Genomic DNA, 21,650 nt, shown 5'->3' on the forward strand with positions numbered 1-21,650 from the left:
TTTATCACGCGAATTTTTTGCCTTTCATGGAACGTGGCAGACGAATTACTTGCGCCTGCTCGGCAATCCGTTAACGAGGGAGGCGATGCAATTTGCAGGAAAGCCCGCAAGCAAGTCGGTCACGGCGCCACCATTGAAGGTCGGCAAGGATGCTGTTTGTGGCTTCAAGGAAGGGGCGCGCTGATCTCGCTGTTCAGATGCCAAAATTGAGCGAACCCACTAAAGCTCCTTAGCCAAGCGGGCTAGCGCGACGGATTATTGATTGCGGATTGCTTTAATGGAAGGCTGTACGGTCAAGCGATAAAGCACGAGGTGGGCCGCTCCGAGCTCCTCGATCAGTGTGCCGCAAGCAGGGCAGTGGTAGTTTCCTTGGATGCCACGTTCAGACGTAAGCTCAAGACGGCAAAAACCAGCACCGCATTCCGAGCACGTCAAATCACTTTTTTTCATGCGTGGCCTCCTCGCGCCGGCAGTCGTCACATTTCTTTAACATGCGCTTAGTTATCGCGCATCTCCCTGGGACGGTCCTTCAAGCACAATTAACATTGAGGATTTGCTGGCGCCTGCGCCGTCGGCAAATGGTAGTCGTACAAATTGGACATCCGACAAAAAAATTCGCGCGCAACTGACGAGCGCTCCTTCGTAGAATACGTGAGGGGCAAATCATTCGTTCGAAGATTCTCGTCGTCCCAGCGGCGCTGGCAAACGCTTTTCATCGAATTATGCGCTACCGCCGCGGATTTTCTGCGTCATGAGTCTTTGAAGACAGTCGCGCCTGATGTTTCAGGCAACGGCATCGATCAGCAGGGACCGAACGCGACCGTCTCGTCTTTTAAGAGCGAATTAAGCCAAGCTGGATTTGATGCCGCCCGGGCAGGAAGCTTAGGTGAGTGGGGCGTGTGATGAGTGCTGCCAACGAGCAATCCGCGGAATCAGATACGAGGCTGTTCAATGACATGCCGGTCCTGCGGCGCAAGTGGCACGCTGCGCTCAAGCCCGGCGAAACGCTTCCCCGTTACGAAAATGTGCTGCTGGGGAGCCTCGGGCGGCTTGCCGATCATCTTGTGTTGCTCAGGTGTGACAATGGCGCGTTTGCCGTTTCGCGCACTGGTCGCTATGCTCAGAACTGGTTGGGCGAGGCCCGTTGGGACATTCCGCTGGATGCGTTGCGTCCAGATTGCGCGACAGCCCTCACCGGGGCGGCCTCGAATGCGATTGCAAACAACCATCCCTATCTGGCAACCGCTCATTGCGTGCACGCCGGCATGGTGCGGACCTACGACGTGCTGGCGCTGCCGACCTTATCGCGTTGGGGCGGTACGCTGGTCGGCGTCTATGTCAACGAGCGCGCTACAGAATACAATTTGATCGATGCAATCTTTTGCAAGACCGACGATGGCGTTATCTCGCTCTCAACCGTTCGCGATCCCGCAGGCAGACCAATTGATTTTCAAGTCGTGCACCACAATCAGGCAGCAGCAAGGCTCCTCGATGTGGAAGAGGGCAGCCTGTTGTGGCAGCGCCTCGGAAATTCAGACCATCTGCTTTGTTCGAAAGAGGTGATGGAGCGGTTGGGCGCCGCGGTCGCGGATGATTTCGGTGACCAGTTCGAGATCGAATACGGTGATCAGAGCCTGCGATTGCGCCTCAGTGCCTTCGGAGACATCGTGTCCGTGGTCATTTCCGACGTTACGTCGTTTAAGCGCCGGGATGCCTCGTTCAGGTTGCTGTTCGACAGTAATCCGATGCCGATGTGGGCGTTAGATGCCGAGACAATGGACTTCGTGAGGGTCAATGACGCGGCAGTGCAGCACTATGGCTATGCTCGCGAGATCTTCCTGCGCATGAAGGTTGAGGAGATCTGGCCAGACGACGAGCGGGTCAGCTATACGCGGGCGCTGCGAGAAGCGGGCGACATCTCTCAGTCCGAACATCCCTGGCGCCATGTCAGGGCTGATGGCACTGAGATTTCTGTGCTGACCTTTGGGCGGCGCCTCATGATCGAGGGACGCGAGGCCTATCTGGTTGTGGTGGTCGACATCACCGAACGGCGCAAGGCCGAGGCCCGCATCGCCCATATGGCACTTCACGACGGGTTGACCAACCTCGCAAACCGCGCGCTCCACCAGAGGTGGCTCGGAGAGGCGCTCGAAAAGGCTAATGCAGCTGGCAACCGCGTCGCGGCGCTGTGTATCGACCTCGACCTCTTCAAGAACGTCAACGATTCGTTCGGCCACCTCATCGGCGATCGCCTGCTCGAGCAAGTGGCCGACCGGCTGCGGTCCAAGGTGGCCGGCAACAATCTGGCGGCACGGCTCGGCGGCGACGAATTTTCGATCATTCTCACGGATGATACCTCGCCGACGCATGTGAGCCAATTCGCGGCAGACCTGATCAGGACGTTGAGTGCGCCTTATGAGATTGACGGCAACCAAGTCATTATCGGTGCCTCGGTCGGCATCGCGTTGTCACCAGGCGACGGCACCAGCAGCGCCGAGCTGATGCGTAATGCCGATATGGCGCTTTATCGCGCCAAACAGGATGGCCGCGGAACGCATCGCTTTTTCGAGCGGGAGATGGATCAGCAGGTGCAGCGGCGGCGCGAGATGGAGCTTGATTTGCGGCGCGCCTTTGCCAGCAGCGAGTTCGAGCTGCACTATCAGCCGTTGATTGACATCGCGAGCGACAAGATCTCAGGTTTTGAGGCGCTTCTGCGCTGGCCGCACCCAGGGAAGGGCATGATCTCGCCGGCCGAGTTTATTCCCCTTGCGGAGGAAATCGGGCTGATCGTGCCCCTCGGAGAATGGGTGCTGCGCGATGCCTGTAACGAGGCGGCAAAGTGGCCTTCGGAGATCAAGGTCGCGGTCAACCTGTCGCCGGTGCAATTCCGTAGCCGCAATCTGGTTCAGGTGGTGATTTCAGCGCTGGCGAATTCCGGCTTGGCCCCGAAGCGGCTCGAGCTTGAAATCACCGAATCGGTGTTTCTGGCGGAGACGGAGGCAAATCTTGCGATCCTACACCAGCTCCGCGAGCTCGGCGTCTCCATATCGCTGGATGACTTTGGAACGGGCTATTCGAGTCTCAGCTACTTGCGCAGCTTTCCCTTCGACAAGATCAAGATTGATCGCTCCTTTGTGAAGGATCTGGCGAAACGCTCCGATTGCGGGGCCATCGTGCGGGCGATCTCGGGCCTCGGCCGGAGCCTCAACATCACGACGACAGCGGAAGGGGTGGAGACCACGGAGCAGCTCGATTGGCTTCGTGCCGAGGGTTGCAACGAGGTGCAAGGATTCTTGTTCAGCGGCGCCAGGCCAGCCGCCGAAGTGGGGCAGCTCTTGTTTCGCTTTGGCGCAAGGGCGTCCAGGGCGGCATGATCGCCGTGCCGCAGGAGCAGCTTCGTCACGTTGAGGCTTCGCAAATCGAACCCGATCAGGCCACGAGGTCGCCCGTAGCCGTCTCCGCCCCCAGGAGTTGATCTCCGACACTTCTCGCGCGCCTTCACTGCGGGAAGGCGTGGTGCCAAGACGTCAACGGGGCTTCAGCGTTCTTGGCGGCAGCCGGCACCAGATGCACGATCCGATACCCGTTCTGATGCACGTAGCGCAGGAACGCAGGCAGCATGGCCGCCGTCCGCGTCTGCGCATCATGCAGCAGAATGATGCCCTTACGAGCGGCCTCGAGCCGCTCGATCAGGATTGTGAGCTCCTGCTCTGGAGTTATGTTCTCCCAATCGCTCGCCCAAAGGTCAGCTCCGAACACGACAATTCCGCGCGCGTGCAAGAGATCGAGCGTCGCAGGTGTCGCGTCGAAGTAGGGGAACCGGAAGAACGGTGTCGAGGGCATTTTGGTGGACACACCGTTGAGCGCCATTTCGACGGCGGCGATACCGCGCTCGATGTCCTCTTTCGCCTGCTCGAACGAGATTTTCGACATCATCGGATGCGACCAGCTGTGGTGCGCTACGGTGTGGCCCTGGGCGGCCATACGCCGCACGAGCTCGGGAAATTCCGCCGAGGATCGGCCGACCAGAAAGAACGTGGCTCGCGCGCATTCTTGTGCGAGCGCAGCCAGCACCTTATCCGTGTTGGGCGTCCGCGGTCCGTCATCGAAGGTGAGGACGATTTCATGGTCCGCCAGAGGAAGCGTCTCGGGAAAGTTCTTCAGCCCCACCCGCGGGAAGAGTGCGGCATCTACAGCGAGTACCCGCGCCGTGCCGAGCGCATCCCGCCGATTGCAGCTAGAGGCGTCTGTCACGGCAATACCGGCGAGCAACGCCAGCACAGCGCAGCCGATGCCAAAAGCTATTCTGGGCAGGCGCAACTCTGTCATTGCGCTTTAGTGCGACCTTGATTGTTGGTGAGGCCCGTGGTGCCCAGCAGACTATCTGATCGGCATCGCGGGATTTCGGCGCATCGAGGCTATGTCGTGCGCAAAAAGGTCGTCGAACGTCCGTTATCCGTTCGAACCGCTCTTGCTGCCTGTCTTGCTTAAGCTTGGGGTAGGCGGCTTGGCTCGAACAATGACTGCTGTTCGTCTTTCGCAAGATCAGTGTCTTGGCGCGCACCCGGCACGAGTGCGCAGGATGCGAAAGGCACATCGCGGACGTCCGCAGCGTCCGTTGGAGGTTCGAGGGTCAATTTTCAGGGCGGCTCCGCCGATCCTGCGCCGCCACGCGCGTGAGGAGCTTGCTTGCGAGCGGATCGCGACGGACCTGTGGCGGCGCCGCCGGTTCAAGACAACGGTCGCTTCAGACCGGCGAGATATGCTTGAAGTTCTCCGTGCACGAATGGAGCCATTCCCGACCCTCATCATGAAATTGATTGCTTCCGCACTCCTCAACAGCGTTCGTAGCCGGAGAGGCAGTATTCCGGCGAATTTCAGAAGCAACCTCAAACAAGCATGCTTTCCGAAGTCGAAGGCACCATACACAAAGAGCTCTTACCAACCGCTGCGTGCGGATAAAATCCTCTCGCGCGATCGGCCGAACGGTCCGCGTTAGTCACGCGAGCACGAATAGGACCCGAAGCGGTGCGAAGCTTGACGCGAGTACAGGTGGCATGCTGCTGCTCCGGAGGAGTTATCCAGCGTAAATCACCGGAAGGGGATACGAAAGCGCAGGATTTAATCTCACTGGGGCTGCTCATTGCATCAATTGAGGTGTAAACCCGATTATAGTTGGCGATCAATCGGGCGACGCACCGCGATCGAGCGTATCGCTTCGCTACGAGGGCGCAGAAAAGAGCCGAGCTCTTGCGCCCGGTGCCCGTACATACAGCGAGATTTGGCAACAGGCGGTGGCGCACTTCAGGTGCGGCACAGTGCTCCTGCGCGAAAAGAAATGAGACTCTCCGCCTAATGCCCAAGGAGGCGAGAAATGCACAATTACTCTCATACTTCCGAAAACAGGTGCTGTGCGGTGTGTGGTGGAAGGTTCGGGCTGATCCGCTATTACTGGTGGCAAACGGCCCTTTGCTCCAAGAAATGCGTTGACCGCTTCAAAGCGCGGCGGGAGGCCGACCAGAAATGGCTTCGCTGGCTGCTGGCAGCTTAATAGCTCGCGCCGAGTGCGCGACAAGCTCGAACGGAGCGCATTGAATGACACAACGTCGTCCGGAGCTTCTGCAGACGCCATCTTCAAGACAGGAGTTTGTGGACGAGCTTGGTAAGAAAATCCGCTAAACGCGTCGGCTGAAGCCTCCCGGCACAAGTGCGAGCTATCGGCACGTGAGGCGTCCAGTTCCATGGTAGCAACTCCGTGGCCAGCGGCCGCTTCGCGCTGATAAACAGAACCAGATCCAATGCAGGGAGGCGCGAAGGAGACGAATGACCGTCAGCAAATATCAGTTCAGGCAGGAGCTGCGGCAGCTGATCGAGAAGTACATCCGCGCGTCGAGCACGTTCGAAGACTACGTCCTTATCACTGGACAGCTAGAAGAGGTGCGGTACAAGTTGGACCTGGAGGCCGAGAAGTTTACGGACGAGGAGGTCGACGCCTTCGAATTATAGCGAGCGCGTCGCGCTAGCCTAGAGGCAGTACCTTCAACGGACCTAGCCGTCGTCATCGTCCTCCGGCTGAAGGTGCTGAAATACGCTAGAAAAACCGGCCAAATGCAGGATTTGGGCGCGAATGTGCGCCTCGTTGCATTAATCGATTAAACGAAACGCTAAAATGTGAAGCCGAGACGACACAAACGTGAAGCCGAGACGACATGCTCAGGTAAGAAAGGAGATTGTTCGTTCGTTGCGCACAGTGTTGTCGGAAGCAAAGGCCCCAAAGCGCTGGCAGAGTCGGTGTGCCGGCGCAGCCCGAACAGGGGCAGCCTGGATGGGAGATACAATGTTCGAACGCGATGGTGACTTGCTCTCTCAACTTCTGCTCTACGCTATCATGTTGCTTATTCTTGCGTCTCTGATGATTGCTGCATGGCAGACTGCAGGATGACCGCCGCGAGTTGCTGAAGGCTTTGACCGAACGCGATCGTGGCTGGGACGGGTTCGGGCGGCAACACTCTCCGCTGCGTAACAATCGATCCGCCGCCACGTAGATCCGATTCAGGTTCGTGCCCGAATGTCAGCCCCATCAAGTTCGCGTCTTCCGCGGCCTTTGCGAGGCCGCAAAACCAACAGCTCTCGAAACCGCGTTCGCGGGCGCCATCCGCAACCTCATCAAAATATTGGCGTATGTCCTGTGATGAATGTCCGTTCAATTCCGCGTGGTACCCGCCAGCCCGCCGGGCAAAACCAGCCATAGACTAAGGCCGACACCGAGCCCGAGCCCGAGGGCGTACCAAAGCACGCGTCTATCAGTCATCTATTCTCTTACCCTACGCAGCCGACCCTTACGCGTAACATCCTATCTCCGAAGAGACCCAAGACGCACCTATCAGGGTTGGTTGGCCACAATGCCGCGGGGGGCCAATTACGGCTCGGGAAAGCCACTTTTTGCGAGCAACCAAAGGTCGAAAAGCCCACCGCGAAATATGCGCGAATTGGCCGGCACCCCCGCGTGGTTTACCATTCCAGGATGAACCACTAAAAACCTGGTCCTTAATCTCGCGCGTCGTCTCGACCTGCAATGGCGCAACTGCCAGCATCCTCGACGGCCTCGACAAAATCCTGACCATCGTCCGGTCAGGTCGCGAACCCTTTCGACATGCTCTATCCCGTGCCCTCACTGCCGACTTCCGGCGTGCTTCGCGCTACCGAACTTTTGCGACTTCTTGGCGCGAGATCCTTACGACAAGCGCTCGGCGAATTTCGAACCTCGACCTCGGGGCTGCTCCGTCCGCGACGACATTGTCGACGTCGCCAAGACCATGGTGAAGCTGGAGGAGAGCTTCGTCAAGCTTGCCTCGGCCTTGGCAAGATCGAGGGCATGTTGCCTGAGCGTATCCACGCCTACGTCGCCGACTGGCGACTGGTCCAACTCCGGATTGCCCCGGTCTTCGGCTTCTTCGAGGCGAAGGAGGGCGGGTTCACCCAGCTCAGGGCGCATCCGCTGCCGTGGCTCGTCGAGATTCTCAATGGCGTCGAGCACGCCAATTTCTTTGAACAACGCGCCACTGAGTACTCCAAGGCGGCGACTCGACCTCAGCCCCTCGTGGGATCGTCGATATCGGATCTGCGGCCAAGGTCGCAATGGGGGCAGGAAGGAGGAGGCCCCCGTGTGTCGACAGCTACTTTTCCACGGCGCGTTTCTTGCCCTCAAAGTGGTACCTGTGACGTAATGAGAGCATTGGACCACTGCCGGGTTGTGATGAGGTCATTCAATCCGATCGACCGGCCTCCCTTGAGTGACGGCAGAAGAGGCTTCACCGAACCGTGAGCTCCCAGATGATGCGAATGTGCCCCCCTTCAATCGATGGTCGGAAAATATGCATGTTTCTAACGCGCAGCTCACTGTCATCGATCACGTTCACAACGCGCCCAATATCTCCCTGATCAGAAAAGACGACATACATTAGGCCATCAGCCTTGAGCCAATTATGCGCTCCCCCCAGAGCTGAGGCCATGGCGCTGTGACCTTCGTCAAAGCAAGAGCGCTCCAGGTCGTCCTTTGCTTTTCGGTTCCAGTACGGGGCGGCAAACAGAATAAGGTCGAACTTTTCTTTAGGCTGCAGCGCAGAATAAATGTCACTGAGGCGCACGTCTGCGTGGTCGGAATAACCTAACCGCTCGATGTTTGTCTTTGTGGTGAGAACGGCTTGCGGATTAATGTCGAGAGCCACCAGGCGTTCTGCCCCAGCGCGGAGTGCCGCCAGCCCCAGCACGCCTGATCCGCATCCTAGATCCAATACTGTCGCTCCAGATTGGATGTGCCACTTCGATATCAAGGCGTCGGAAGCGTGACTCAGGCGTGGCGACAGAACGCCCGGGAGAATGTGCAACAGCATACCGCACACTTCCACATCGTGCGGGTGTTCGCACGACCGGAGGTCAGCAATCATTGCGTCTACATCGGACATTTGGCGCCGCGGCGATACGGCTAGGGGTGCAGTCATTTCAACTCTCCAGTTCGCTAGCGCGCGCTTTGCCTGATCGTCGTCCCATCCGATCAATGGATCGCCCTATTCGGCGAGTACGGTAGCTGTCGCACGCTCGGTGCTCTGTACAGGGTCCGTTTTAGAGACGCTGCGAGCATGGTTTCCCGTCCTGTCTGAATGCGCGTCGCGCCTTCGCTGACTATCGTCTCCTCCAATAGCAACGGCCGTGCCATCGGCATTCAAAGCGCGCTTAGCTTCTGATTTTCCTTGAAGAACGGCTGCCGGCAGGCTCTGGCGTGTTCTGCCGCTCCAGCGAGCGTGTCCGCGCCGGTGTCGCAAACCCAACACGGTATAACCGAGTTGGCGTACGAATGGCTTCGTGTCGCAGCTATTCTCACGGCAAGTTCGATTATAAATCAGAAGTTGCGATCTTCATTGAAAACTGACGTTTCGACGAAAGCTCGTCGTGAACGGGCAAGACTTCGCTCAATTCGCGGTTTTGATGCCGCCCCAAATGACTATCTAGCTGATCTAAGGTGTCAATCGGCTTGCAAATTTAGCTCTGACGTAAGTTTGGTGCAGCGCCGACTATTCTGCACCGATTAGCCTAGCCTGAAGCAGATCTATTTTACCGCGGCCGTACATTTGACGTCGGACGAGCTTGAGGCGCGTGATCTGACCTTCAGTCTGGCTGTTGGACAAGGGTGAAGTGATTGCCGCCCGTACCGCCGCCTCGTCTTTCGCGACTCCGCTGGCAAACGAGGCAACGAGATTGGCATGGGCGCGCTCGATCCATGGGTGGCGCGCCCCTCGGCGTGGGCCAACGCCGAAAGGGCGCGCGGGAGAGGCGATCAGTCCGTCGGCTGCGGCCCGTCGTAGCCTTCGATTACGATGACGTCGATGTCTACGGCGTCCGCGCGCAATGCCTTCGCCTGGGCATATTCGGGCGACCGGTAGCAGGCGAGCGCGGTCGCATAGTCCTTGAACTCAAGCACTATGTTGCGGCCGCGCGCCTTGCCTTCCACCGCCTCGAATGTGCCGCCGCGCACCAGAAATTTCGCGCCGTATTTGCGAAGCACCTCCTGGAGGGCGACGCCGTAGGCCTGGTACCCTTCCGGCTTAATGACATCGACGCGCCCAACCCAATATCCCTTCGGCATGTTGTCCTCCTTACGTGTGAACGAGACTGAGGGCGGGATTTTTCTCAGTGACCGTCAATCTCGCGCATAAGCAGGTAGCGCCGCAGCACTGACGCCGCCCGCCTGTTCCGAGACTTAGGTCGTTTGCTTGCCGGGCTGGCCGTCGATGATCGGCGAGTAGGCCGCCGCCTGCCGCATGACAGCGTGAAGGTACCTCATCTCGTCGTCGGTCACGCGCCGGTTGAAGTAGAAGCAAAGCATCTTCTCATTTTCCGCATCGCGGCCGGCGGCGGGGCAGCGCAGCGGCTCCAGTTTCACGCCGCTGACATGCCGCAGTGCGGGCCGCGAGTGCGGTGTTTCGGTCTTGGGGTGTCTGGCACGGGACGGGCTCTCTCAACGGGTGGGCGAGGCGACTGGCGGGGTTTTGGGCAGGCGGCAGGCGCGCTTCTCCGCATCCACAGCGATCGCTGAGAGCGTTTCGTTCTGATCAATGAGCAGAGAGATCGCCTTCGCCGACCAGTCCTCGTAGGTCAGCGTGTCGGAGTTCCACAAGAAGACAAGCGCGCGGGCGACCGCGTTATGGCGCGATAGTTCCTGCAGTTTGCGATAAAGCTCGGCGCTCATTTGCTCGGGCATGATCTTCTCATCGTCGAGGCCGTGTCGGTGGTTATCAGTCGACGCTAAGCTCGAGCACGAATGCCTCGAGCCTGTTGCCGCCATCGCGCCAGTGGTTCCGATCTTTCGTGATGTCGCGCTCGGCCCGCTCGGCGACCGACACGCGCCCACGGAGGGGCTTTTAACATCGCAACAAGTGCGATAATCGGCGCCGATGGGCCACCTTATGCCGTCTTTCTGCTTAATCAGCCGAGGGTTAACAAACGCAGGCGCGAGCAGAGCGGAGGCGACTGCGACATAACCTCTAGAGAGATCCGATAATGCAGCTGTCCGGCGAGCGGCGGCAAAAGTTAGCGCCATCGCCGACCAGAAGGTCTTTAGCACCGTCGCGAATCTGGCGGACCCCGAATGTGCGCTTTCCGGCGAAATGATCCGCAACTAAGACGAAAAACGGCACGCTTTCTATGCGATCCTGCGTCTCGATCCCCTCCGGGATCAAGCGGCTGCGAGGTCCGGTTGGATTCGCCTCCATTGCCGGGCCTCGCTTCCGCCCAGTAGCGGAAGCGCTAGATCTCTGGCTGTTCAGCCGGCGCCAGGCCTCATTGTCGGCGTCTATGTGCGAGACCGCCAACCGTCCAACCGATTTGGAAGCTGGCGCGGGGCTTCCTCGAGCATATCGGCTAAATCGCGCCATTGCTCGCCCGGAGCAGTCACCGCAGAACGTATGGCGCCGCAACAGCGAGGCGGCTACAAGCGGCACATCACGAACCGACGCGCACAACGGGAACTGATCGAGTGCTACGATTGCGGCGGTAGTATCTCGTTCTCAGCCATTGCCTGTCCGCACTGCGGATCGCGTGAGCCAGCCGGGCCTTATACGCAAAGCTCAAGAGAGCAGCGCTTACACCGGATCGAAAAGAAAAATATCAGACCCTGATCGGTATGGCGGCTCTCTGCTCAGGTATCGGCGTCTTGTACGGCGCGGTGATGGCCGGCGCACTCAGCGCCTTCGGCTACGGCCGCTCGGCGCCATCATCGGCGTACCGGCGGGCTTCATCGTCAATGTCAGCCGGCGGGGTGACGCTCCGACTTCGTATAAGCGAGGGCTCGAAGCCGGTTTGTTACCACCGGAACAGAGGTTCTAAAAAGTGGGTAACTGAGGCGCGTTTTCTGCAATGATTTCAAGCCCGAATTTGGGCGCTAGCGATCCCGGCAGGATTGGCCGTTTCCAATGACTTCAGTAGCTTAGCGGCAAGGTTAGGCAATTTTATTGCCATTGTTTCCCGTAGAAAATCTGGCGATTGCCTAACCTAAGCGCCGGCCAACGGGGCGGTCAGTTCGACCCAACACAACCGTACGTACAACCAGATAAATCGCCTTTAGGTTGCCGAATAGAACAAATATGGGCCGTTCTCTAGGGGCGGCATTTTAGTGTCCGGCCCCGCTAGCCTCACTATTGGTGAGCAAACCAATTTGGAGGTGAGGTGATGCAGGTTCGGTCTTCCACCACAAAGAGAAAGCCGCCGCAGCAGCAGTCTCCGAAGCCCAAGCCTCAGTGGGACGTCAGGCTTGAGCCGCATCCTATCTTAGGTGCGCCGTTCATTGTTCCGGTCGTTTTTTGATAGGCCTGCTGCCTGCATAGCAATCACAAGGATTGATATGAGAATTATTGGACTACGCCCCGCAAGAACGGGTACGGCCGCTATTGTGCACGTCGATGTGGAGACGGCAGAGGGCATCAAGATTTACGGCGTGCGAGTATCGCGGGCCTCGGACGGTTCGTACCGCGCCTTTGGTCCTGACAATGAGCGTGGCCGCACCTTTGCGTTCATCCACGACATCGCCAATAAGATTGCCATCCTTATGGCTACGGTCCCGGCGCCGACGAATGCGAGCCGCCGGAGGATGCTGAGCCATCCCTTGGCTCTCTCGACCGCGCCCTCGACCAAGTCCGCTGGGCGATGGGTGCCTGCGACGACGTCGAGCATGAGCACGATGGGCGCGAGCCCGAAGAGCGGGAAGACGATCCCGCCGAGAGCGGCATTGCCGATTGGGAAGGCCTGCTGGAGCAGGTCGGAATGCGGGACTGGACGCACACGACGATGGGCTAAAGCGCTAGGGCCGCCGGTTCACGCTGGGCGAGGTAACTCAAACTCAACAGATGATCGGTATAGTTAAGGCATCGCGGATTGGTGACGAGTACCGCGGTACGCATGGGCATTGAGAACCCGCCGGCTCCCAGGTCGGCGGGTTTTTCAATGCACTAGCCGTCCTGGCAGGCGATACCGAGGCTGTCGCAAGTGAGTGCAAACGATTCTTTTGATTTAGGATCTTCAAAACAGAACTTGGTGCCGATCTCCGCGCGGTTGGTCCACCAACCGACGTTAGCTTCTTTCGCGATGCGGGAAGCTTCGCCCCGTAACAGATCAAGTTGTTTCCCGGCAGCACGAACAATCAGGCAATTCTCCTTGGGCATAAAACGTCTCCAATGGCGATTTGGACTGCGAAAGTGTCGACACACAAAACGGAAAACTTGCGGCGGGAAACAAAGCTACTTGGTGATTTAAAGCAGCCACCTTAGCACAATAGCCGCGGTTAGGAGCCCGCCACGGATTTTACGAATCTGCTGAAGTTCCTGCGGGGAACAGTGCTGAGGCGTACAGACACCGCGATGAGCGATGAGTAGCCTCGTTTCGCTTGGCCCTTGCTAGCCCGAGAGCCTAGCTTCCTCCAGCGGCCCCGGCCTCACCCTCGAGCGCCCCCCGGCCGGGGCCGTCTTTGGGGTCGTTGAAATTAGGATGAAGGGGGCCGCCCGACTGAGGCAATTTTGCTTTTCAGGCGCTTACGCTCGCGCGCGGCCATGATCTCGAACAGGACGACTATTGATCCGACCAGCGAACCGCCGGCCGCCGTCATGATCAGAATCATCTTAGTCATGGCTCTGACGCTAACACCGAACCCGGGCAGTTCATCCATCGTCCGGCGGCTCGGGATGCCACCTTGGGGATTGGAAGTTGGAGCACTTTTTCCAAAGGGCGAGCCGTTGATACGACTCCTGTAGTTGCTCTCGGGCGCGTTCCGTCCCGGCTTTGACGCGCTCGATCTTGGCAGTGACCAACCTGGCAACAAAATCCATCTCGTCGTCCGGCATGACGACGCCTCTCGCTGCAAACCGACAGATTAATTTAGGTTAGTTCTTGCGGATCCGCCTCGCGCCTCGCCGTCTCAATCCACTTTTTGTCTTAGTGCAGAGGCGGTCGGCGGCGCGCATGATAGAGGCGTCTGCCTCGGGACTGGCCTGAGCAGCGGACCTCTCGGCCCACTGCTATTCGCCGGATCGCGTCGACGCGCTGGTGTGGGCGCTCACGGAGTTGAGCGGGCCGCAGAATATCATAACGCGAACGCCGCTGCGGCTTTAGCTACTACAGTGGCCGACGCGTAGCCGTCGCCTGACTTCGCGGAAGATCTACGACAGGAATCATCCCGCCGGGACTGCACTGGAAAGTGCTGTTCTTTGTGGCAGCCGCAAAATTCCCGTTGTCCGCGGACGAAGTCGACGTCGCTACAACAACACCGGTGCGCTCGTGATAATTCATGCTGGCATCAGCGGTGGCAGGAAAGACAAGCGGAGAAATGTCCAAATCAAAGCTCATGATATTTTCCTCCAGCCTTCAAAGGTTCGCTGATCTGCGATCGATTCTTGCATCGCCCCGGTCGGGCCTGGAACCATCACTTTAGTCAAAGCTCCCTCGGAAAGATAGCCGTAGCAGCCGCCTTTTGTGCTCTCAACCAACCCGCGGACGAGAGAGTAGTTCACGGTCGGATTTGCCCCAAGCATGACCTGCGGAGAATACGGCTCGATGAGCTTCAACTGTTCCGCGTAACTAAGATGAATCTTCCTTAACGTTTGGTAAAATTGCTGCGTGGGCTTCTCAATTTTTAGCCCGAGGCTCTCCGCCTCTCGCCGGTTCATTGTGTAATCATGGCTGCCGGAATCAGCACAGAGAAAGTCGATAATCTTCTGCACCTTCTCGGGATCAGTTACTTGACCGGCCAGCAGCTTTTCCGCCAAAAACCGAATTTGCGCTCGTGATCGGAATATCTCGCCGAGAACGAGTGGGTGAACCTTATTTGACAAGTCGATGATCAACTGCGCGAGCGCTGTTTGGTCTGTGATGTTAAGGTCATTCCGCGCTGCATCTAGGTAGCCCTTAACTGCCTCAACGCTAACCGGAACGCGCGCCAGCTGATTGCCATAAGGCACTTGCGGTCCCAGCGCATGGTTGATGCTTGGGTCGATAGGACCGAGGGCGGCCTGCTTTGTCATGACAATCTTGTGGGCCCCTAACGAAAGCAGCGTGCCGGCGCTCATTGCTTTCAACGGGATCAAGACCTCAAGCTCATCGCAGAATGTCCTAATCAGATTCACAAGTCGCCAAGCCGCGGAGGTGTGGCCGCCGTTCGTGTGCAGCAAAAGCGAGATGCGCTTTGTCGGTCCGATGTGGTCCAGCAGATCAACAAATAAGTCTATGGAATCCGGTGCGATTTGAGTCTCGACGCCTGCGCGATCGCTTGTCACGAAGGTTATGACCTTTGTTTCACGCTCGCGTTCGATCGTCGTATAGATCTTCTTTCGTGTTGCAAAATTCATGAATCAAATATCCCCCCGTGCAGTTCTCCTTTCACGCAGCGGTTGCAGAGTCAATTAGGACCAAATGCTTGTCCGAAGCTTGTGCGGGGCTCAGTGATGTCGCGCCCCGTGTCGCGCCGAGTAGCCGGGAGTTGTAGGGAATCGTTGGAAATATTGGGGAATTTTGCGCAACAGGCGCAACACGATTTGACGGCGTGCGAGCAAAATAAGTTATTGAAATCATTGGCGATCTCGGCAGGACTCGAACCTGCAACCCGCGGAGTAGAAATCCGCTACTCGGCCAAGACGCCCCCCACCTCAGTCTAACCGCCGATTGACCACTGAAATCCCGTGAACAAACCGCGCAACAGGACGTCAAACAGCGCAAACTCTGCTAAACCTGCGCCCGTCTCCGGGCCCTCTTCATTTGGAAACAACCGCCAACCTATTGAAATTGCTGAGGCGCAATTCTGTGCTTTTTCCAAACGCGCGTTGAAATCGTTGAATAAGCGTCCGATAAAGAGGGCGTCGCGCGACACCTCGGCCGTTGTGTAGTGAGGCCTGACTGGCTGTCGGCGAATGGCAAGCCCCGGACGCGGCGGCTTGTCCAATGATGGGCTGGACCGAAAATTCAAGTTCTCGATTAGCTGGCGGGGTGCGCACGACGTGTGCACCGGGAAATCAAGAAAAATCCTGCGTCTCCAATCTGGGCAGGCCCGGAAGTGGGGCCGCATCCGCGGCGCGGCAGTTGGGTTGCCGTTCGGGCCGGCCTCTGTCGTAAGGTATCGGTTCCGGCCGGGTCCTATAGCATCGGCTCGAACTGGCAGTGCACGAGCATCTCGGAGACCGACGCATTGTTCGGCATCATGAGCGCAGTTTCCACCAGGCGTGCGATGTCGCCCGGCTGGCTCATCTCGTGGCGAGGAATCTCGTCCTCGTTCAGCGTCATGTCGGTGGCGACGTAGCCGGGGCAGATCACCGTCGCCCGGATACCCGCCGCGCGCCCCTCGCGGCGAATGCCGTGGGTAAGCGCGACCACGGCGAACTTGGTCATGGCGTAGCCGACATTGCTGCCCACGCGCTTGCCCGCAAGCGATCCCAGGTTGATGACCCGCCCATGGCCGCAGACGGCCAGATGAGGCAGGGTCGCCCTGACGAGGCGCAGAGGACCCTTGACGTTCACGCGCCACATTTCGTCCAGCTCGTTCTCGCCTTCGTCGGAGACGCGGACCTTCGGATTGACGCCGGCCGCATTGACGATGGCGTCGACGCCGCCCCACCGCGCGACCGTTGCATTGACCCAGGAGATCGGGCTCTTGGCGTCTTCGGCGTCATAGCGGTGCGTCATGAGCCTCTCGCTCTCGGCGAGACGGCTCGGGTCCCGAAGCCCCGCCGACACGCGGAAGCCCGACGTCAGCAGCCGGTCGACGGCGGCGCGCCCGATGCCGCGCGAAGCCCCGGAGACCATGACGATCCGCTTGCCAACTTCCAACATCCTAGTCCGTCTCCTATGGGTGAGAAGAGCACCGCAAAATGTAAGGGGATACGCGCGAGGACGAGTAAGAGAAATTCACTCTGCCTGCATCGGGTGTGCTTATGGCTCGCGTGCCCGACGAATTCGGCCGGCGATATTGGATGTCCTTATGAGGGCAGAATAAATCCGCTATATACGCGCGCCGATCTCCGCACGTAACTTTTCGCCGCTCTAGCTGACGGTAAGCGAGCGTTGCGGATGGGATTTTCGGACTACCGAACGGCGGTGGTGACGGGTGCCTCCTCAGGCATTGGGGCTGCGACGGTTCGCCGCCTCCGCGCCGAGGGGCTCGACGTTCATGCATTGGCGCGCGATATTCGCTGGTTGACCAGCCTGTCAGCTGAGACCGGATGTCGCGCCTGTGCGGTCGATGTGAACGATCTCGACGCCTTGAAGCGCCTTGCAAGCTCGGCCGAATTCGATGTTCTCGTCAACAATGCCGGCCAGTCGCGGCGCGGCACCATCCTGGATACCGCGCCTGACGATGTCGACACGCTGGTGGACGTCAATCTACGGGCGGTCCTGCATCTGACGCGGCTGATCGCACCCAGTATGGCGCGCCGCCGCCGCGGCCACGTGGTCAATGTCTCGTCGATCGCTGGCCACTATGCCTTCGGCGAGAACGCCACGACGTTCAACTCATCCGTGGCCTATCACGCGACGAAGGCCGGCGTTCATTCGCTGTCGCAGCAATTGCGCGTCGATCTCTACGGCACCTGCGTTCGCGTCACCGAAGTTTCGCCCGGGCGCGTGGCGACGAGCATCTTCCAGAACCAGAACGCCGCCGACAATCCGGATGCCCGCTTCGTCGGCGGCTTCGAGACGCTCCAGTCCGAGGACATCGCGGATGCCATTGCGTTCGCGGTCGGATCGCCGGCGCGGATGAACGTCGCGACGATCGAGATTTTACCAACATTCCAGATCGTCGGCGAACTGCGATTTGCGAGCCGATCCGAGGCCGCACGTTTGAAAGACATGAGAAGTGGAGCTGACAATGCCTGAACTCGCAAACCGCCTCAGGACCGTGAAGGTATCGGCCTCGGCGGCGATGACGGACAAGGCCCGCGAGCTCCGCGACGCGGGTGTCAAGATCGTAGGCCTGTCGTCCGGCGAGCCCGATTTTCCGACGCCGCCGCACGCGATCGAGGCCGCACATCGGGCCGCCCTCGCAGGCGACACCAAGTATCCGGCGCAGCCGGGAACTGTCGCGCTGCGGACCGCGGTCCAGCGCAAGTTCAAGCGTGAGAACAATCTCGACTACGCCCTCGACGAGATCCTGATCGCCAATGGCGGCAAGCAGATCATCTTCAACGCGCTGTTTGCAACTTGCAATCCCGGCGACGAGGTCGTCATTCCGGCGCCGGGCTGGATTACCTATGCGGACATCGTTCTCCTGGCGGAGGCGACGCCCATCGCGGTGCCTTGCCCGGAGAACAACCAGTTCAAGCTTCGCCCGGCGGACCTGGAGGCGGCGATCACGCCCCGGACGAAGTGGTTGATCCTGAATTTTCCCAACAATCCGACGGGCGCTGCCTGTACGCGCGGGGAGATGCGCGCGATCGCCGACGTCATGCTGAAATATCCTGAGGTCTGGATTCTCACCGACGACATCTATGAGCATCTCACCTATGACGGTTTCGAGTTCTGCACCATCGCGGAGGTCGAGCCGAAGCTGAAGAATCGCGTCGTGACGGTGAACGGTGCGTCCAAGGCCTACGCCATGACCGGCTGGCGAGTCGGCTATTGCGGCGGTCCCAAGGACCTGATTGCGGCGATGAACAATGTCCATGGCCAGGCGACCGGCGGAATCTGCACGGTGAGCCAGGCAGCGGCCGTCGCCGTCCTGGACGGACCGCAGGACTACCTCAAGGCGCGTGCTGACATCTATCGCGACCGGCGCGATCTGGTGGTCAAGCTTCTCAATCAGATTCCGGGTATCACCTGCCACAAGCCGCAGGGGGCCTTCTATGTGTTTCCGAACATCGCCGGCTGCATCGGCAAGACCACGAAGGGCGGTCGGCGGCTGGAAACCGACGCCGACTTCATCTCGGCGCTGCTGGAAGAGCAGCACGTCGCCGCGGTGCCGGGCGGCGCCTACGGCATGAGCCCATATTTCCGCATTTCTTACGCGACCGATACTGAATCGCTGAAGGAAGGCTGCCGGCGCATCGCGAGCTTCTGCGAAGGGCTGCGCTGACCCGGCATCGAGACGACAGGAGGACTGACCCGAAGGAGAATGAAAGACGCGCCACGCGGCATTTGCCGATCAAGATCGGAGCAATATGCCGAACCAATTGTCATAATCGTTCCTGATGCCCCTAAACGAAGATGTTCTTGGTCCTGTAGGATGCCGACGCATAAGCTTTGTGCAGAAGAGGGGTATGCCTTGGTATCGCGCAGTCGAGGACGGCCAGCGATGACCACCAGCGACGATGCGGTGGCAGTCTTAGGTGTTCAAGCTCCACCGGCAACCCGGCGGGCATCGCGGTGGCGTCTGGCCCTCCCGGTCGGACTTCTTGCCGTCCCGATGCTGGCATTCCTGACGTACTTCTTCTTCTATCCGGCGCTGGGGCTGCTGCTCTCGAGCATCCAGACCCAGGACAGCCGCGGCATCATCGGCCGTCCATTCACGCTTGCGCACTACGCCCGTCTGGTCAACGTCGAGCTCTACGCGCGCGTGCTCTGGACGACGCTGCGGATCAGCATCGTCACCTCGCTGCTTGCGACAGTGCTTGCCTATCCGGTCGCCCTGGTGATGGTCAAAAGCCGTCCGATGGTCACGCGCATCATTACCCTGATCGTCATCGCACCTCTGATCGTGAGCGTGGTGGTTCGCGGCTACGGCTGGCAGCTCGTGCTCCAGAACGGTCCGAAGGGCATGCTGAACTGGATCCTGATGACGCTGCACGTCGTCGACGCGCCGATATCGGTCCTCTACACCGAGGCTGCCGTCGTCATCGGATCGCTGCACGTGTTCTTTCCGATGATGGTTCTGCCGCTGGCCTCGGCGCTCAGCAAGATCGATCCCAACCTCGAGGACGCCGCCCGGATGCTGGGCGCGCCGTGGTGGAAGGTATTCCTTCGGGTGACGCTGCCGCTGAGCATGCCCGGCTTCGTCGCGGGCTTTACCCTGGTCTTTTCGCTCACCGCCGGCTCGTTCGTCATTCCGGCGATCCTGGGCGGCGCCTCGGCGGTCATGCTGGGCAATCTGATCGAGCAGCAAATCTTCGTCGTCTACGACTGGCCATTTGGGGCTGCGATCGCCGTCGTTCTCGTCGGTCTCGTCCTCGCGGTGAACGGCGTCTCGATGTGGCTTCTGGAGGGCCGACGTCTCAGGAGGACCGAGTGATGGACGAGCGGTTTTCCGGCTTCGGCGCCTTCATCCTCTACACGATCACTGCCGGCATGATGCTGTTCATCCTGGCGCCGCTGCTTCTCGTCATGGCCGTGTCGGTCTCCGATTCCTATTTCGTGACGTTCCCGCCGCAGGGCTTCACGCTGAAATGGTACGCCAAGGTTCTCCAGGACCGCGACTTCCTCGAGGCGATGAGGCTGAGCATCCTGCTCGCGCTCGGCACGACGGCGGGCTCGCTCCTGTTCGGCGTGCCCGCGGCCTTTGCGCTCGTCCGCGGCAGGTTCTTCGGACTGGCAGCGATCAAGGGGTTCCTGCTGTCGCCGCTGATTTTCCCGGCGCTGGTCACGGGCCTGGCGCTGCTTCAGGTCCTGACCAGGCTCGGCTCGCAGGATGCGCGGCTCAATCTCCTGATCGGGCACGTGGTCGTGACGTCGCCCTATGTCATCCGCACTGTCGTCACCAGCCTCCAGCTCGTGGACGAGAACCTGGAGGATGCCGCGCGCACCCTCGGCGCAAACCGGCTGACGACCTTCTGGCGCGTGACGCTGCCGCAGATCGCCTCCGGCGTCGCCGCCGGCGGGCTGTTTGCCTTCATGGTGTCCTTCGACAATTACCCGGTCACGATGTGGCTGGCGAACTCGGAATACTCGCCCGTGCCGCTCGTCCTGATGCGGCAACTGGTCAACGTCTTCGACCCTTCCGTGCCGGCGATGTCGACGATCATCATCCTGATGGCGATGGTCGGCGTGCTGCTGCTGGAGAAACTGGTCGGCCTTCGCCGCGCGCTGGCTGCCTGATGTGCATTGGTTAGATGGAGATTGGACCCATGAAGCTGACACGTAGGACTCTCATTAAGGCCGGTGCATCCGCGGTTGCTTTCCCGACGATCATCAGCCGGTCGTGGGCGCAGGACGCCAAGCAACTGCATGTCGGCGTCTACAACTCCGCGCTGGGCAAGCTGATCCAGAAGGAGGTCATTCCCAAGTTCGAGGCCGAGTTCAAGTGCCGCGTCTTCACCATCGAAGGCGCGACGCTGTCTAACATCGCCGCCCTCCGCGCCACACGTGATACGCCGCGCTTCAGCATGATGATGATGGACGATGTCGGAATCCCCCAGGCCAAGCAGGAAGGGTTGATCGACAAGCTCGATACCGGGAAAATTCCCAACCTCGAGAAGGTCTATAAGCGCTATCTGTTCGAGGAAGGCTACGGCGTCGGCTTCTCGATCTCGAGCGCGGCCATGTTCATCAATCCGCAAGTGACGAAGCCGCTCGAGAGCTATGAGCAGATCTTCGACGCGAAATATCGCAAGCAGATCTTGCTCAATACGCCCAAGAACACCCAGAGCGTGCTGATGCTCATCGTGGCGACGGCGCTCACGACCGGCAAGCCGCTGCAGGAGGCGCAATATCTGGTCGACAGCGGCTGGGACAAGCTCGCTGCTCTCAAGCCCAACGTCCTGACGATCTACGACAGCGAGGCGCAGGTGCTCCAGGTGGCGCAGGGCCAGGCGACGATCGGCGGCATCGAATACTCGAAGGCGATCTATCCGCACACGGCCAAGGGCATGCCGATCGACATGACCTTCCCCAAGGAAGGTGCGTTCACCGGCATCAACAGCATGACGCTGGTCAAGAATGCGCCCGAGCCGGAGCTCGCCTGTGCCCTGATCAACCGCATTCTGGAGCCCTCGGTCGCCAAGATGCTGTCCGAGCAGACGCTCAGCGCGCCGTCGGTGGGCGGCATCGACTTCAAGCCGGAGACGGCCAAGTTCCTGGCCTATCCCGACACCAAGGCGACCGATCTCGGACTGTTCACGCCGGACTGGAAGTTCATCGTTCCGCGCCGCGGTCCGTGGCTGGAGCGCTATAATCAGGTGTTCACGAGCTAGGAC

21 protein-coding genes, 1 tRNA gene and 1 pseudogene are annotated in these 21,650 nt (G+C 59.5%); 8 read left to right on the forward strand and 15 right to left on the reverse strand.

Going from position 1 to position 21,650, the window contains the following annotated elements:
* Window positions 1-255: 255 nt before the first annotated feature.
* On the reverse strand, window positions 256-450 hold the full coding sequence (locus tag XH85_RS13960) for a hypothetical protein (RefSeq protein WP_128932247.1): 195 nt from the start codon (window positions 448-450) through the stop codon (window positions 256-258).
* A gap of 452 nt (window positions 451-902) precedes the next feature.
* Here XH85_RS13960 and XH85_RS13965 point away from each other — a divergent pair, with 452 nt between their 5' ends.
* Entirely contained in the window at window positions 903-3,374 is a 2,472-nt protein-coding gene (locus XH85_RS13965) for a putative bifunctional diguanylate cyclase/phosphodiesterase (RefSeq protein ID WP_128932248.1), read from the forward strand.
* 124 nt (window positions 3,375-3,498) lie between these two features.
* On the opposite strand, the gene XH85_RS13970 is transcribed toward XH85_RS13965, so the two are convergent.
* Window positions 3,499-4,329 carry a polysaccharide deacetylase family protein gene (locus tag XH85_RS13970; protein ID WP_128932249.1) on the reverse strand — a complete coding sequence of 277 codons (831 nt, stop codon included), beginning with the start codon at window positions 4,327-4,329 and terminating at the stop codon, window positions 3,499-3,501.
* Window positions 4,330-5,823: 1,494 nt separating this feature from the next.
* Here XH85_RS13970 and XH85_RS13975 point away from each other — a divergent pair.
* Window positions 5,824-6,006 (forward strand): hypothetical protein, encoded by a 183-nt coding sequence (locus tag XH85_RS13975; protein ID WP_128932250.1) that lies wholly within the window; start codon window positions 5,824-5,826, stop codon window positions 6,004-6,006.
* A 1,228-nt stretch (window positions 6,007-7,234) separates the two neighbouring features.
* Here the strand turns inward: XH85_RS13975 and XH85_RS45895 are convergent.
* From XH85_RS45895 to XH85_RS14010, 7 genes and pseudogenes are all read right to left on the reverse strand, one after another.
* The gene (locus XH85_RS45895) at window positions 7,235-7,555 is read right to left on the reverse strand and encodes a hypothetical protein (protein ID WP_208758125.1); all 321 of its coding nucleotides are present in this window, start codon (window positions 7,553-7,555) and stop codon (window positions 7,235-7,237) included.
* A gap of 256 nt (window positions 7,556-7,811) precedes the next feature.
* Window positions 7,812-8,465: a methyltransferase gene (locus XH85_RS13985; protein ID WP_245474092.1), complete on the reverse strand. Its 654-nt coding sequence runs from the start codon at window positions 8,463-8,465 to the stop codon at window positions 7,812-7,814.
* 606 nt (window positions 8,466-9,071) lie between these two features.
* Window positions 9,072-9,278, reverse strand: a pseudogene (locus XH85_RS13990) (ISL3 family transposase); the annotation flags it as partial.
* A gap of 56 nt (window positions 9,279-9,334) precedes the next feature.
* Complete coding sequence (locus XH85_RS13995) at window positions 9,335-9,643, reverse strand: DUF1330 domain-containing protein (protein WP_128932252.1); 309 nt, start codon at window positions 9,641-9,643, stop codon at window positions 9,335-9,337.
* Window positions 9,644-9,757: 114 nt separating this feature from the next.
* Window positions 9,758-9,940 carry a hypothetical protein gene (locus XH85_RS14000; protein WP_128932253.1) on the reverse strand — a complete coding sequence of 61 codons (183 nt, stop codon included), beginning with the start codon at window positions 9,938-9,940 and terminating at the stop codon, window positions 9,758-9,760.
* Window positions 9,941-10,015: 75 nt separating this feature from the next.
* Complete coding sequence (locus XH85_RS14005) at window positions 10,016-10,258, reverse strand: hypothetical protein (RefSeq protein WP_245474094.1); 243 nt, start codon at window positions 10,256-10,258, stop codon at window positions 10,016-10,018.
* Window positions 10,259-10,541: 283 nt separating this feature from the next.
* Window positions 10,542-10,769: a hypothetical protein gene (locus XH85_RS14010; RefSeq protein ID WP_128932254.1), complete on the reverse strand. Its 228-nt coding sequence runs from the start codon at window positions 10,767-10,769 to the stop codon at window positions 10,542-10,544.
* A gap of 1,429 nt (window positions 10,770-12,198) precedes the next feature.
* On the opposite strand from XH85_RS14010, the gene XH85_RS45030 reads away from it, so the two are divergent.
* Window positions 12,199-12,348, forward strand: a complete 150-nt coding sequence (locus tag XH85_RS45030; protein WP_164939418.1) for a hypothetical protein — start codon at window positions 12,199-12,201, stop codon at window positions 12,346-12,348.
* A gap of 152 nt (window positions 12,349-12,500) precedes the next feature.
* Here XH85_RS45030 and XH85_RS14020 read toward each other — a convergent pair whose 3' ends face one another.
* The 6 genes from XH85_RS14020 to XH85_RS14040 all read right to left on the reverse strand — a co-directional run bounded on the left by XH85_RS14020 (window position 12,501) and on the right by XH85_RS14040 (window position 16,362).
* A complete protein-coding gene (locus tag XH85_RS14020) occupies window positions 12,501-12,713 on the reverse strand; it encodes a hypothetical protein (RefSeq protein ID WP_128932255.1) in 213 nt (70 codons plus the stop codon).
* A 317-nt stretch (window positions 12,714-13,030) separates the two neighbouring features.
* Window positions 13,031-13,213, reverse strand: a complete 183-nt coding sequence (locus tag XH85_RS14025) for a hypothetical protein (protein WP_128932256.1) — start codon at window positions 13,211-13,213, stop codon at window positions 13,031-13,033.
* A gap of 673 nt (window positions 13,214-13,886) precedes the next feature.
* Window positions 13,887-14,888 carry an SDH family Clp fold serine proteinase gene (locus XH85_RS14030; RefSeq protein WP_128932257.1) on the reverse strand — a complete coding sequence of 334 codons (1,002 nt, stop codon included), beginning with the start codon at window positions 14,886-14,888 and terminating at the stop codon, window positions 13,887-13,889.
* Window positions 14,889-15,111: 223 nt separating this feature from the next.
* Window positions 15,112-15,216: transfer RNA gene (locus tag XH85_RS45040), tRNA-Arg, on the reverse strand.
* Complete coding sequence (locus tag XH85_RS14035; protein ID WP_128932258.1) at window positions 15,191-15,478, reverse strand: hypothetical protein; 288 nt, start codon at window positions 15,476-15,478, stop codon at window positions 15,191-15,193. The genes XH85_RS45040 and XH85_RS14035 overlap by 26 nt, the downstream gene beginning before the upstream one ends.
* 191 nt (window positions 15,479-15,669) lie before the next feature.
* Window positions 15,670-16,362, reverse strand: a complete 693-nt coding sequence (locus tag XH85_RS14040) for an SDR family NAD(P)-dependent oxidoreductase (RefSeq protein ID WP_128932259.1) — start codon at window positions 16,360-16,362, stop codon at window positions 15,670-15,672.
* 237 nt (window positions 16,363-16,599) lie between these two features.
* Here XH85_RS14040 and XH85_RS14045 point away from each other — a divergent pair, with 237 nt between their 5' ends.
* From XH85_RS14045 to XH85_RS14065, 5 genes are all read left to right on the forward strand, one after another.
* Window positions 16,600-17,403 carry an SDR family oxidoreductase gene (locus XH85_RS14045; protein WP_128932260.1) on the forward strand — a complete coding sequence of 268 codons (804 nt, stop codon included), beginning with the start codon at window positions 16,600-16,602 and terminating at the stop codon, window positions 17,401-17,403.
* Window positions 17,396-18,598, forward strand: coding sequence for a pyridoxal phosphate-dependent aminotransferase (locus XH85_RS14050; protein WP_128932261.1), 1,203 nt, complete (start codon window positions 17,396-17,398; stop codon window positions 18,596-18,598). The genes XH85_RS14045 and XH85_RS14050 overlap by 8 nt, the downstream gene beginning before the upstream one ends.
* Before the next feature lie 219 nt (window positions 18,599-18,817).
* Window positions 18,818-19,750: an ABC transporter permease gene (locus XH85_RS14055; RefSeq protein WP_164940771.1), complete on the forward strand. Its 933-nt coding sequence runs from the start codon at window positions 18,818-18,820 to the stop codon at window positions 19,748-19,750.
* Complete coding sequence (locus XH85_RS14060) at window positions 19,750-20,553, forward strand: ABC transporter permease (RefSeq protein ID WP_164934606.1); 804 nt, start codon at window positions 19,750-19,752, stop codon at window positions 20,551-20,553. The genes XH85_RS14055 and XH85_RS14060 overlap by 1 nt, the downstream gene beginning before the upstream one ends.
* A gap of 29 nt (window positions 20,554-20,582) precedes the next feature.
* Window positions 20,583-21,647, forward strand: coding sequence for an extracellular solute-binding protein (locus tag XH85_RS14065; RefSeq protein ID WP_245474097.1), 1,065 nt, complete (start codon window positions 20,583-20,585; stop codon window positions 21,645-21,647).
* Window positions 21,648-21,650: the final 3 nt, after the last annotated feature.

The sequence above is a fragment of the Bradyrhizobium zhanjiangense genome, from assembly GCF_004114935.1.
Classification (GTDB): domain Bacteria; phylum Pseudomonadota; class Alphaproteobacteria; order Rhizobiales; family Xanthobacteraceae; genus Bradyrhizobium; species Bradyrhizobium zhanjiangense.